The following is a 12,774-nucleotide window of genomic DNA, read 5'->3' as shown; positions in this document are numbered from 1 at the left end:
GATGAGGGCACGATGGATTCATCGATCATCCTCGATGCAAGGAACGACACATGACCCTTCTCGACCTCACTCCGCGCGTGCAGGCTGACGCGCGCCTCGACGCGCTGCCCATCGCCGTCGTGGGGAGCGGCCCGGTCGGCCTGGCCGCGGCCGCGCACCTCGCCCGGCGCGGCATCCCGTTCTGCGTGTTCGAGCGGGCCGACACCGTCGCCGCCGCGGTCAGGGCATGGGGCCACACCCGACTGTTCTCCCCGTGGGAGCACCTGATCGACGACGCCGCGCGCGCACTTCTGGCGGACACCGGATGGCAGGAGCCGCCAGGTGACGTCGCCCCCACCGGCGATGCCCTCGTCGACGAATACCTCACCCCGCTCGCCGAGCATCCGGCGGTCGCGCCGCACATCCGGTTCGGCGCGACTGTCGCCGCGGTCTCCCGCGAGGGAATGGATCGCACGCGCACCGCGGGGCGCGGCCGCGCACCTTTCGTCCTGCGAGTGACGGAATCGGACGGTACGGCAGTCGATACCCTCGCTCGCGCCGTGATCGACGCATCCGGCACGTGGGCGACTCCCGCCGCACTCGGCTCCAACGGGCTCGACCCGATCGGGCTCGACGCGGTCGCCGAGCACGTCGAGCCCGCGCTGCCCGATGTGCTCGGCCGAGACCGCGCGCGTTTCGCCGGTCGGCACACCACCGTCGTCGGCGCGGGTCACTCCGCGGCGAACACGCTGATCGCCCTCGCGACGCTCGCGCAGCTGGCGCCGGGCACCCGCACGACGTGGCTCATCCGGAACCGCGCGGCGAAGCGCGTGACGACCGCGGACGACGACCTCGAGGGCCGCGGCGCGCTCGGTTCCCGGCTGGAGCAGCTCGTGGCGGCCGGCCGCGTCGAGGTCGTCGACTCGTTCGAGATCGCATCGGCCGCCCCGCACAACGGCGGAGTCCGGCTCTCCGGAACGCGGGGGCAGACGCACGACAGCGATCTCGTGGTGACCAGCACAGGATTCCGCCCCGACCTGGCCATGCTGCGGGAGCTGCGCCTGGATCTCGACGACATCGTGGAGGCACCCCGCCGCCTCGCGCCCATGATCGATCCCAACGTGCACTCGTGCGGCACTGTGGAGCCGCACGGCTATCGCGAGCTGTCGCATCCCGAGGCCGGCTTCTACATCGTCGGGATGAAGAGCTACGGCCGCGCCCCGACCTTCCTGCTGCGCACCGGGTACGAGCAGGTGCGCAGCGTCGTCGCCTGGCTCGCCGGCGACGCCGAGTCGGCGGGGCGCATCGAGCTCACGCTGCCCGCCACCGGCGTCTGCGATGCGGGAGGCGGCTGCTGCTGATGCCACCACTATCCGTTCGCCTTCCGTTCACCTGGACGGCGCCGAGACCATCTAGCCTTTTCGCCTGACCGAGGGAGAGAAATGACCGACAAGCCCACCGTTCTGTTCGTGTGCGTGCACAACGCAGGACGATCGCAGATGGCCGCCGGATGGCTGCAGCACCTCGCGGGAGACGCCGTCGAGGTTCTTTCGGCAGGGAGCGAGCCGAAGGATCAGATCAACCCCGTCGCCGTCGAGGCGATGAACGAGGTCGGCATCGACATCCGGAACAACACCCCGAAGCTGCTCACCACGGACGCCGTGCGCGAGTCGGACGTCGTGATCACGATGGGCTGCGGCGACGCGTGCCCCATCTTCCCCGGCAAGCGCTATGAGGACTGGGAGCTCGACGACCCGGCAGGGCAGGGCATCGACGCGGTCCGCCCGATCCGAGACGACATCCGCGGCCGCGTCGAGAAGCTCGTCACCGAGCTCGCGGCCTGATCGAGAACAGGACGACACCGCCATGACCAGTCTGCTCGACCCGCACGCCGTGCTCACGAGGGCGGCCGAACGCCTCGCCGCCCGTTTCGAGGGCGTCGTGAACGCCGAGACCGTCGAGCGCGTCGTGTTCGAGTCGCACGCCGCGCTCGGGCGCACGGCCAAGGTCACCGACCTGCTCCCACCGCTGAGCGAGCACTTCGCCTACGAGCGACTGACCGCGCTTGCACAGTCGAAGGGCCTGATCGCGAAGCCTCACCCCGAGATCCTGTACGTCTGCGTGCAGAACTCCGGCCGCTCTCAGATGGCTGCCGCGCTGACCACGATGGTGGCCGGCGACCGCGTGCACGTGCGCTCCGCCGGTTCGCAGCCAGGCGAGTTCATCCTTCCGAACGTGCAGGAGGCGCTCACGGAACTCGGTGTCGATCTGGCGCAGGAGTACCCGAAACCGCTCACCGACGACGTCGTGCGAGCCGCGGACGCGGTCATCACAATGGGCTGCGGGGACGCGTGCCCGATCTACCCGGGAAAGCGCTACGAGGACTGGCAGCTCGACGACCCCGCCGACCTCGACCTCGACGGGGTTCGTCGGGTGCGAGACGAGATCCGCGCGCGGGTCGAGACTCTCGTCTCGGAGATCACACCCTCCTGACGACACCGTCAAACGAACCGCCCGCGACCTCCCCACGGAGGATTCGCGGGCGGTTTCTCGTGATCTCCATGCGCAGACAGGCCGATTCCTTCCAGATTCATCAAGAATCGCACTTCTTGATCCGGGTTTACGTCATCCGGCCACCTCAGAGCGGCGCAAGCTGGGTGCACCACCGAAGGAGGACATCATGTCGCTTACCGCCAACCTCATCGACGAGGACACCGACGCTCTCGACTTCATCGGCCGCCCGTACTGGTTCGACCGCCCGTCGCAGGCCGAGGGCGAAGACGCCTGACGCACCCCGCACAGCACGAAGCGACCCCGCCTCTCCGGCGGGGTCGCTTCGTTGCCGGGTGGTTCAGACGGGCTTGGTCGCCTTGCCGTCGAGCCAGAGCGTGTCGCTCTCGTCACGGTGGCTGCCGCTCGATCCGACGTGCTTGCTGTCGATCGTCGTCCCCTTCTTGATGACGTGCACGAGCGCCATGCCGTGCCCGCGACCGAGCCCGTAGTCCGCTTTGAGCCAATCGAGGATCGCGCCGGCCTTCACCGTCGGTTCGTCGAATCCCCTGCCCCGCGCGATCTCTACGAGCTGCCGGGGCGTGAGCCCCGTCTTGTCCTCGACCGCGTCGAGGTACGCCTGAAACGACATCCTGATTCCCTTCGTCGACCGTGCGCGATCCCTCACACCGCGACGAGTTCGCTCTCCAGCCGGGCGTAGCTGGACTCCATGCCGTCGACCATGCCGGTGCCGAGCACGATGTCACGCACCTCGCTCGACGGGTAGGTGATCACGAGCGCGAGCAGGGTGCCGCCGTCGACCGCCGTGAGCGTGAGCTCGTTGGTCGATGGGTCTCCCTCCATTCCGATCATCGACTCCGTGGTGACCTCGCGGTGCGGCGGGGCGCTCTCGAGCAGCTCGCCCGTGAAGCCGAAGCGGTCGCCGCCGCCTGCGCGCTCCCACTCCTGCGTGAACGTGTCTCCGACGGAATCGGCCAGGTCGCATGTGACCATGACCCAGCCGTCAGGGCCCAGCAGCCAGCGCTTCATCAGATCCGCGTCGTGGTGGGCGCGCCAGACCTGCTCGACGCTGCCACGGATGACGCGGGAGACCCGCACCTTCGTGTCGCTGAGGACCTGAGCCTCGGCGCTGCGACCGACCGCGAACGAGGCGAGGTCGGCGAGCACGTCATCGATCTGCCCCATGGCCTCTCGCGTGCCCTCCTCCATCCCCATGGCGATGAGCTGTTCGAGCTGCTCGAGCGAGCCGAAGCTCGTGACGGTGACCAGGCGCGACCCCTGCGGCGCCTCCTCGAAGGTGAACGCCATCTCCATGCTGGGCATGTCGGTGTTCTGGGTGCCGTCGTCATTGCTGAAGCCGTCGCGCACGGTGAACGACTCCCCCTCGACGACGTCGAGGAACTCCCAGTAGCCGCCGTGACTGGAGCCGTCGGGCCCCGTCATGAAGTAGTCCGATCGGCCGCCGACGGCCACGTCGTGCCTGGTGAACGTCGCGGGGTACTCCGGCGGTCCCCAGAACTTCTCGATCTGACGCGGGTCGGCGTACGCGTTCCACAGCCGGGAGACCGGCACGGTGAAGTCCGCGACGATGGTCATGGTCAGTGCGTCGAGATCCTTCTCGATCGATGCAACGGGCATTGTGTGCCTTTCCTGAATGGTGATGTGCGGTGCCCGCCTCTGTGCGGGCCCTGATGGCTTCGGCTACGACCCGGCGAGGAGCTCGTCGAGCCTGTCGATCCGGCTGCGCCAGATGCGCTCGTACTGATCGAGCAGCCGCTGCGCCTGCCGGATGCGCGCGGGCTCACCGCGCACGATGCGCTCGCGGCCGCGCGGGTTCTTGGTCACAAGGCCCGCCTCCTCGAGTACTGCGACGTGCTTCTGCACCGCCGCGAAGGACATGTCATAGGTGGCGGCGAGCTGCGACACGGTCGCCTCACCCTCGAGGGTGCGACGAACGATGTCGCGGCGCGTCGCATCGGCGAGGGCCCGGAACATCCGGTCCACCTCGTCGTCGCTCAGCTCGATTCGCGTGTCAATATATGCAACCATTTGGTTGTAGGTTACCGCGGTGAATCCGGATGTCAAGAGGTGCGGCAGATTCCGGTGTTCTCCTGGGAGTCGCGCCCCGTGACCACGGTCCATTCGCCCGGAACGCGGCGTGCCGCTACCGGCGCACGAGGTCGGCGACGATCTCCATCGCCTCAGCGAACTGTCCGTCCGGATGCCACACCGGCAGGCGAAGGAACGTGCCATGCCCCTCGTGCGGAGAGAAGGCGGGGCCGGCCGTCATCCGCACCCCGCGCGCGAGTGCGCGCTGCGCCAGAGCGACCGCGTCGGCTCCGGTGTCGACCCAGAAGCCGGAGCCGCCGGCCGGAAGCCACCACTCCCACGACGGCAGCGCGGCACGCAGCACCGTCGTCGCGGCGGAGAACTGCGACGCGAGCCACTCCCGCCGCCCTCGCTGCTGCGCCTCGGCGTGCGGCAGCACGAGAACGGCGGCGAGCTGGTCGAGCACGGAGCCGGACAGATCGAGACCGCGACGCATGTCCGTCAATCGCGAGATCGTCGCCTTCGGGCCACGGATCCATCCCACCCTGATCCCGCCCCAGAACAGCTTCGACAGAGTGCCGACCAGCAGCAGCCGCTCCGAGTCGACGTACCGCTCAAGCCCCGGAAGCCGCCCGGAGCGCGTCCACGACAGATCGGCGCTGGACTGGTCGTCGACGACCATCGAGCGGTGACCGCGCAGCGCGGCGGCGATCTCGCTCCGGCGCTGGCCGCTTGTGTGCACGCCGGTCGGGTTGTGCAGCGCCGATTGCAGGTAGACGAGGTCAGCACTCCTCGCAGCCTCGGCGAGCTGATCCGGGGCGAGACCGGTGGGTGACATCGGCACGCCCCGAAGCCGCGCCCCGCCCCCGGAGAACGCCTCGAGCGCACCGCGATAGGTGGGGTCCTCCACGACCACGAGGCTGCCAGGACCCGCGAACGCCGCCGAGATCAATCGCACTGCCTGCTGCGAACCCGCCGTGATCAGCACCTCGTCGCTCTGGGTGGAGAGCCCCGACCGAGAGATCGTGGCCGCGATCGCGGCGCGCAGTTCAGGCAGCCCTGCCGGATGGTAGCCGTCACCCGCAAGATGGTGCTCGTGCAGCAGACGACCGATCTCCGGCATGCTCCGAGCCACGACTTCGCTGCCGGGAAGCGCCCCTGACGCGAGGTCGATCGGCACGGTCGGCGATTCCTCGTCGAACGACGCAAGCCGCCCGTGCCCGAAGCCGGCACCGCGGCGCCCGAAGCGCACGACGGTTCCCGCACCCTGACGCGCCGAGAGGTGACTGCTCGCGACGAGCCCCGCGTACGCGCGCGCGACCGTCCCTCGCGCGACGCCCAGCGCTTCTGCCAGAGCGCGCTGGGTCGGCATCATCTGACCGGATGGCAGATGAGCGCCCTCGATGAGATCGGCTAGCGCCGTCCGCAGCGCGCTCGCGGACGGAGTCTCATCCGTCTGCCACGCGCCGAGCAGCCGCGCGACACGACTCGCCGATGCCTGTTCCACGCTCACTCCAACCTCTGAACCAATTCTCGTCAATTGGACCACACGCCACCCCATCTGACCGCGCATGCTGGCCTGAGGACTTCCCCCACACGTCTCGACGAAGAGGAGCGGCCATGACCACTGTCGTGCTGATCGGCACCATGGATACGAAGGGCAGCGAGTACGCATGGCTTGCCGAACATGTGCGAGCACACGGCGCCGAGGTCGTCACGATCGACGTCGGCCCGTTCTCGGAGGCGCGTGCTGACGTGTCACCGGCCGAGGTCGCGGCGGCGGCAGGCGGAGACCTGCAGCAGCTGCGCGACGCAGGTGATCGCGGCGCCGCCATGGATGCCATGGCGGACGGCGCAACGGCGACGCTCATCCGGATGCACGAACAGGGCGAGGTCGACGGTGTGCTCGCCGTCGGCGGCTCGGGCGGCTCATCCGTGGCGTCCCGCGCGATGAGGGCGCTGCCCATCGGCGTGCCGAAGCTGCTCGTGTCGACCATGGCTTCTGGAGATGTCTCCCCGTACGTCGGCGAATCCGACGTCACCCTGATGTACTCCGTGGTCGACGTCGCAGGGATCAACTCGATCTCCGAGCAGGTCTTCGACAACGCCGCCGCCGCGATCGCCGCGATGGCGGCGGCCCACCACGCTCGGCGCTCGCGCAGCGGCGCCGCGCACCGTCCGCTGGTCGGCCTGTCGATGTTCGGGCTGACGACGCCCGCCGTCGACGAGGCGCGCGCCGAGCTGGTCGCCCTGGGCTATGAACCGCTCGTATTCCACGCCACGGGCGCCGGCGGACGTGCGCTGGAGAAGCTCGCCGGGGGCAGGCAGCTGGTCGGCGTGCTCGACCTGACCACCACCGAGCTCGCGGATGATCTGGTCGGCGGTGTCCTCACCGCCGGACCCGACCGGCTCACGGCCGCGGGCAGGGCCGGCTTGCCGCAGGTGGTCTCGCTCGGCGCTCTCGACATGGTCAACTTCGGGCCGCGTGAGCACGTGCCAGCGCAGTTCGACGATCGCGACTTCGTCGTGCACAACGCGACCGTGACACTGATGCGGACCACGCGCGAGGAGAATGCGGAGCTCGGCCGCCGCATCGGAGCCAAGCTCGCGGATGCGCGTGGGCCGGTGAACATGATCATCCCCCGCGGCGGCGTGAGCGGTATCGATGTCGAAGGTGCCCCATTCCATGATTCCGATGCCGACACCGCGCTGTTCGACGCCGTGCGCAGCACGCTGGCCGGGTCCCACGTCGACGTGGCCGAGGACGACCGTCACATCAACGACCAGGGGTTCGGGCGAGACGCCGCGCGTCGGCTGCACGCCCTGATCTCCGCACAGGACCACAACGAGGAGTGAGGAACCACACCATGGATCGCACCACAGCACTGCAGCGGCTGAATGCCACCGTCGCCGCTGGCCGACCCGTCATCGGCGGCGGCGCAGGCACCGGCATCTCTGCGAAGTCGGCTGAGGCGGGTGGCATCGACCTGATCATCATCTACAACTCGGGCCGCTATCGGATGGCGGGGCGCGGCTCGTTGGCCGGTCTGATGGCGTACGGAGACGCCAACGCGATCGTGATGGAGATGGCGAACGAAGTGCTTCCCGTCGTGAAGGACACCCCCGTGCTCGCCGGCGTGAACGGCACCGACCCGTTCCGCGTGATGGGTCGCTTCCTCGACGAGGTCAAGAGCGCAGGCTTCGCCGGCGTGCAGAACTTCCCCACCGTCGGGCTCATCGACGGCACGTTCCGCGCCAACCTCGAGGAGACCGGCATGGGCTTCGATCTCGAGGTCGACATGATCCGTCAGGCGCACGAACGCGACCTGCTCACGAGCCCCTACGTGTTCGATCCGGAGCAGGCGACCGCCATGGCCGAGGCCGGCGCCGACGTCCTCGTGCCGCACATGGGGCTGACCACGAAGGGCTCCATCGGCGCGAGCACCGCGCTCACGCTGGACGAGTCCGTCGAGCGCGTGCAGGCGATGCGCGATGCGGCCGTCGCCGTCAACCCCGACATCCTCGTGCTGTGCCACGGCGGTCCGATCGCCGAGCCGAGTGACGCGCAGTACGTGCTCTCGCACACGGAGGGCATCGTCGGCTTCTTCGGCGCCAGCTCGATCGAGCGCCTCCCCACCGAGATCGGCATCCGCGAGCAGACGGAGAGGTTCAAGGCCGTGACCTTCGACTGATCATGGCGAGCCGGCTCGTCTTCTCCGCCGCACGGGGGAGAAGACGAGCCGGCAGAGCGTGCGGCGCACATCGTCGCCGGGTCGGACGCGCACACGGTCTGACCCGCACGCTTCGTCTGCGCCGAACGCGGTGTTCGGCGCCGCAGAACCGGCGAAGCGCACAGACGAAGGCGCCGCGTCGACGCCGAGCACACCAGGGCCCGTCCGCACCGCGTTCATCTGCGCCGTCCGCGGCGTCTGGGCGCCGCAAACCGACGAGCGGCACAGATGAAGCAGTACCTCGCGGCGCAGCGTGTTCGTCGGCGCCCCGTGCCTTCACCCCGCGTCGGCGAGCAGCGCGATGACGAACGCGGCGCGGTCGACGCCGCGCAGCGGGTTGAGGCCGGTGAGCGCGTGGATACGCGCGGCCCGCTTGCGCAGCGTGTTCTCGTGCACGAACAGCTCGTCGGTCGCCCGCGCGATCGCGCCATCCGTCCGGCAGGCGACTTCGACGGTGTGCAGCAGCCGTGTTCGATGCCGGGCGTCGTAGTCGCGCAGCGGGCCGATCACGTGCCGCGCGAACGGTGCGGCCTGCTCCGGCGTGAGCCGACGCGCGAGGCCTTCGAGAGTGGCCAGGTCACGCGGCCCGGCCGGTGTGCCGGTCCGTTCGGCCACTGCCGCGGCGGCGAAGGCCTCGCGGATGCTCGTTGCCGCGCGGTCGAGTTCGACGGGTCCGCTCCATCCGAACGGAACCTCCGCCGACACGAGCGGAGGCGCACCCGCCGTCGTCTCCCCCACCGGCACGATCGCGATCTCGTACGGCCCCGATGCCCCTCGAAGCGGCGATCCCTCAACGGGCAGCGGCGATCCCTTCGAGACGACGATATGCACCGCAGCGGAAGAGTCCTCGAGCTCGGGAACCAGCACGCGTGCACTCGCCTGCCCGCGGCGCACCATCTCGACGATCGCACCGACCCTGGCGCGTTCGCGGGACTCGCCCTCGCGGCGATGACGTTCGACCGAGAACTGCTGGATGATCTCGACGAACGGCACGTCGTGCGGCACGGAGATCACCGCGAGCCCGCGCTCGTTCGCCGCACGGATCAGCGCGGAAGGCACGGTGTCGGTGACCACACCGAGCGCGTAGCCGATCGCTGCCGCCCCCGCCGCTGACACCACCTCGACGAACTGACGCTGCGACGCCGCATCGAGGATCGAGATGCCCGACGTGAGCACGAGCTCGCCGCCGCGCAGGAACGGGCTCGGGTCGAGCAGGTCCGTGGGCAGCGGCCACCGGATGATCCTGTCCCGCCCAACCGCGAACCCGACCAGATCGACATGCGGCTGAGCCCATCGCAGCACGTCGTCGACCCGGATGGCATCCGGCATCCGCTCGTACAGGACATCCGGGATCGTCGGCATGCCGCCACGCTACGACTGCGCCGTTGCCGATCAATATCGCCCGTGTTTCCACGGGTGTGCGTCCCCACACCGCACCTCGCGCGTGCGGGGTGGGTCGCCCACTCCATCCGGCGACGCAACGGCGACGAAACAATCACCGGCTCGAATGGCGGGCAGCGAAAGGAGCGTCACATGACCACGACCTCTCCCCCTCCGGCACCAGCCGCACCCGTCGATCAGGACTATCCCCTCACCCGAGTTCCCGCGCACGCCAGACGGAGCTGGTTCTCACTGCTCGTCGTCGTGGCGGGCTTCGTCTTCTTCACACCCACGATGGTCACGGGCGGGCAGGTCGCCGGCGCATTCGGGTTCGGGCCGTTCCTGGGCCTGGCAGTCGTCGCCTCCGTGGTGCTCGCCGCATACGTCGCGACACTGGCCGCGGCGAGCGCGCGCACCGGGCTGTCGACCGTGCTCGTCTCGCGGCTGGTGCTCGGCCGCGTCGGCGGCAAGTGGGCATCGCTCGTGCTCGGCGGAACGCAGATCGGCTGGTACGGCATCACGGTCGGCATCTTCTCCGACCTGCTCTCCTCCGCGCTGGGCTGGAGCGTCTCGTGGCCGCTGTCCGTTCTGGGCGGCGTGCTGATGGCGACGACGGCGTACTGGGGATTCAAAGGCATCGAGATCCTGTCGTGGGTGTCGGTTCCGCTGATGTTCGCCCTGTGCATCTGGATCACGACGGTCTCGGTCGACGAGATCGGCGGATGGGACGGGATGTTCGCCACGACCGGTGACGGGTCCATTCCGCCGGGGCTCGCCCTGACGATGATGATCGGCACCTTCATCTCGGGCGGCACGCAGATCGGCAACTGGGCGCGCTTCGCCCGCAGCGCCCGCGTCGCGTTCCTGGTGAGCTTCGGCTCGCTGATCGTGATCGAGACGGCGATGCTCTTCTTCGGCGGGGCCGGCGCCGTCGCCTTCGGCGAGCCGGACTTCACCGCGCTGCTGATGACGCTCGGGCTCGCGGGGCTCGGCGTGTTCATGCTGACGTTCAACCTCTGGACCACGAACGACAACGCAGCGTACGCCTTCGGCGTCGCGGGCGCCGAGATGTTCGGCAGGGGCACCAAGCGGCCCTTCATCGTCGGCGGCGTCGTGATCGGCACCGCCCTCGCGGTCACCGGGCTCGCCGACGCGCTGACCGGCTTCCTCGTGCTGCTCGGCACCGTGATCCCGCCCCTGGGCGGCGTGATCATCGGCACCTTCCTGTTCGTGTGGCGCACGCGCGACCCCGGTACGCTCGTCGATCGGGCGACAGCATTCGTCTGGCCAGGCGTCATCGCCTACCTGTGCGGCACCGGAGCCGCTGTGTTCGGTACGGTGACCGGCATCGGCAGCCCTGCCGTGCAGGGCGTGATCGTGGCGATCGTCGCCGCGCCCATCTGCCACGCCGTCTCACGGATGAGCAGAGGCGGGTCGAGCGTCGATGGCTCCGAACGCACGCAGCGAGAGAGGATCGGAGCCCCAGAATGAGCGCAGCCCTGATCCGCGGCGGCGACGTCATCACGATGGACGATGCCACCCATGCCGCCCCCGTGCGCACGGACATCCGGATCTCCGACGGCCGGATCACGCAGATGGGCCCGGCTCTGCAGGCGCACCCGGGTGAGGAGGTGATCGATGCCAACGGCCTGCTGATCACACCGGGCTTCGTGAACGCGCACACGCACTCTTGGGAGTACTTCGCCAAGGGCCGGTACGACAACGTGCCGCTCGAACTGTGGATGCTGTGCTCGTACCCGATCCTGGGCGCCGGCCGGATGAGCCCGGATCTGATCCGGCTGCGGTCGCTGATGTTCGCGATGGAGTCTATGAAGGCCGGCGTGACGACGCTGATCGACGACGTGCTCGAGACGCCGGGGCAGGACGTCGACCAGCTGGCGGCCGTGGTCGACGCGTACACGGATATCGGCATCCGTGCCAATGTGTCCGGCCACATCATCAACCGGCCGTTCGTCGACACGCTGCCGTTCGTGGCCGACTGGCTGCCGGATGAGCTGGTGCGCGAGGTGCGGGCGGAGCCCGCACTGACCGCCGACGAGTACCTCGGCTTCTCGCGGTCCGCGTTCGAGCGGCATCACGGCACCGCGGGCGGGCGCATCCGATACATGCTGGCCCCGTCCGGTCCGCAGCGCTGCACAGACGACCTGCTGGTCGGGGCGACGGAGCTCGCCGCTCAGCACGACGCCGAGGTGCACGTGCACGTGCTGGAGACGAAGACCCAGGCGGTCACGGGCGACGAGCTCTACGGCGGGCGCACGCTGGTGCAGCATCTCGACGAGATCGGCGCTCTCAGCGAGCGGACGACCTTCGCGCACGGCATCTGGGTGACCGACGACGACATCGAGCGGATCGCGCGGGCGGGAGTCTCGGTGTCGCACAACGCGATCTCCAATCTCAAGCTCGGCTCCGGCATCCTGCCGTGGCGCCGCTACCGCGACGCGGGCGTGAACCTCGGTCTCGGCACAGACGGATGCTCCTCGAGCGATTCGCCGCGACTGCTGGAGGTGATGAAGACGGCAGCGCTGCTGCACAAGGTCACCGAACCCGACTTCGAGCGCTGGCCCACCGTGCCTGAGGTGCTGGAAGCCGCGACGATCGGCGGCGCCCGCAGCGGCGTGCTCGACCATGCGATCGGGTCGCTCGAGGTGGGCAAGCGCGCCGACCTGGTGATGTTCGACACCGAGACGCTCGCGTTCATGCCGCGCAATCGGCTGGAGAACCAGCTGGTCTACAGCGAGAACGGCTCGTCGATCGTGCGCGTGATGGTCGACGGTGTGGTCACCGTGGAGAACGGCCGCCTCACCCGGATCAACGAGGACGCCGTCATCGCGACCCTCCGCGAGGAGATGCCGGGAATCCGCGAGGAGCAGGACAGACTCGATGCGCTCAACGCCGTGTTCGCACCTGCTTTCACCCGGATGCACGCAGAGACGGCCGCACGCGAGATGCCGGTGAACCGGTGGTCGGGCGACGAGAGCGCGTGGGTGCGGCAGGCGGCCGGGATGTAGAGGGCCGATTCCCGCCCCACATGCGGATGTCCCAGGCGCGCGGAGAGGCCTCACCGACGGGGACGATGGTGTCAGATCTCAGGGCGTCGTGAGAT

12 protein-coding genes are annotated in these 12,774 nt (G+C 69.2%); 7 read left to right on the top strand and 5 right to left on the bottom strand.

All coding sequences use genetic code 11. The features are described 5' to 3' along the window. Window positions 1-50 precede the first annotated feature (50 nt). From DZG09_RS05265 to DZG09_RS05255, 3 genes are all read left to right on the top strand, one after another. Window positions 51-1,340, top strand: a complete 1,290-nt coding sequence (locus DZG09_RS05265; RefSeq protein WP_119696606.1) for an NAD(P)-binding domain-containing protein — start codon at window positions 51-53, stop codon at window positions 1,338-1,340. Window positions 1,341-1,421: 81 nt separating this feature from the next. Then, window positions 1,422-1,823 carry an arsenate reductase ArsC gene (locus DZG09_RS05260; protein WP_119696605.1) on the top strand — a complete coding sequence of 134 codons (402 nt, stop codon included), beginning with the start codon at window positions 1,422-1,424 and terminating at the stop codon, window positions 1,821-1,823. A 22-nt stretch (window positions 1,824-1,845) separates the two neighbouring features. Continuing rightward, window positions 1,846-2,472 carry an arsenate reductase/protein-tyrosine-phosphatase family protein gene (locus DZG09_RS05255; protein WP_119696604.1) on the top strand — a complete coding sequence of 209 codons (627 nt, stop codon included), beginning with the start codon at window positions 1,846-1,848 and terminating at the stop codon, window positions 2,470-2,472. Between the two features lie 358 nt (window positions 2,473-2,830). Here DZG09_RS05255 and DZG09_RS05250 read toward each other — a convergent pair whose 3' ends face one another. The 4 genes from DZG09_RS05250 to DZG09_RS16525 form a co-directional block, all read right to left on the bottom strand. After that, entirely contained in the window at window positions 2,831-3,121 is a 291-nt protein-coding gene (locus DZG09_RS05250; RefSeq protein WP_119696603.1) for a DUF4287 domain-containing protein, read from the bottom strand. Window positions 3,122-3,153: 32 nt separating this feature from the next. Then, a complete protein-coding gene (locus DZG09_RS05245; protein WP_119696602.1) occupies window positions 3,154-4,128 on the bottom strand; it encodes an SRPBCC family protein in 975 nt (324 codons plus the stop codon). Between the two features lie 63 nt (window positions 4,129-4,191). After that, window positions 4,192-4,539, bottom strand: coding sequence for an ArsR/SmtB family transcription factor (locus DZG09_RS05240; RefSeq protein ID WP_119696601.1), 348 nt, complete (start codon window positions 4,537-4,539; stop codon window positions 4,192-4,194). Window positions 4,540-4,654: 115 nt separating this feature from the next. After that, the gene (locus DZG09_RS16525) at window positions 4,655-6,046 is read right to left on the bottom strand and encodes an aminotransferase-like domain-containing protein (RefSeq protein ID WP_162893167.1); all 1,392 of its coding nucleotides are present in this window, start codon (window positions 6,044-6,046) and stop codon (window positions 4,655-4,657) included. 113 nt (window positions 6,047-6,159) lie between these two features. Between DZG09_RS16525 and DZG09_RS05225 the strand changes: the two genes are divergently transcribed. After that, window positions 6,160-7,395 carry a Tm-1-like ATP-binding domain-containing protein gene (locus tag DZG09_RS05225; RefSeq protein ID WP_119696599.1) on the top strand — a complete coding sequence of 412 codons (1,236 nt, stop codon included), beginning with the start codon at window positions 6,160-6,162 and terminating at the stop codon, window positions 7,393-7,395. A gap of 11 nt (window positions 7,396-7,406) precedes the next feature. Beyond that, window positions 7,407-8,231 carry a phosphoenolpyruvate hydrolase family protein gene (locus tag DZG09_RS05220; RefSeq protein WP_119696598.1) on the top strand — a complete coding sequence of 275 codons (825 nt, stop codon included), beginning with the start codon at window positions 7,407-7,409 and terminating at the stop codon, window positions 8,229-8,231. A gap of 315 nt (window positions 8,232-8,546) precedes the next feature. On the opposite strand, the gene DZG09_RS05210 is transcribed toward DZG09_RS05220, so the two are convergent. Beyond that, complete coding sequence (locus DZG09_RS05210; RefSeq protein WP_119696596.1) at window positions 8,547-9,632, bottom strand: PucR family transcriptional regulator; 1,086 nt, start codon at window positions 9,630-9,632, stop codon at window positions 8,547-8,549. Window positions 9,633-9,803: 171 nt separating this feature from the next. Between DZG09_RS05210 and DZG09_RS05205 the strand changes: the two genes are divergently transcribed. Both DZG09_RS05205 and DZG09_RS05200 read left to right on the top strand, forming a co-directional pair. Beyond that, complete coding sequence (locus DZG09_RS05205) at window positions 9,804-11,141, top strand: cytosine permease (protein WP_119696595.1); 1,338 nt, start codon at window positions 9,804-9,806, stop codon at window positions 11,139-11,141. Continuing rightward, window positions 11,138-12,679, top strand: a complete 1,542-nt coding sequence (locus DZG09_RS05200; protein WP_119696594.1) for an amidohydrolase family protein — start codon at window positions 11,138-11,140, stop codon at window positions 12,677-12,679. Before DZG09_RS05205 ends, DZG09_RS05200 begins: the two co-directional genes overlap by 4 nt. Window positions 12,680-12,774 lie beyond the last annotated feature (95 nt).

Source organism: Microbacterium halotolerans (assembly GCF_003569805.1).
Classification (GTDB): domain Bacteria; phylum Actinomycetota; class Actinomycetes; order Actinomycetales; family Microbacteriaceae; genus Microbacterium; species Microbacterium halotolerans.
Note: the sequence above shows the minus strand (reverse complement) of the source record. Positions and strands in the feature narration are given on the sequence as shown.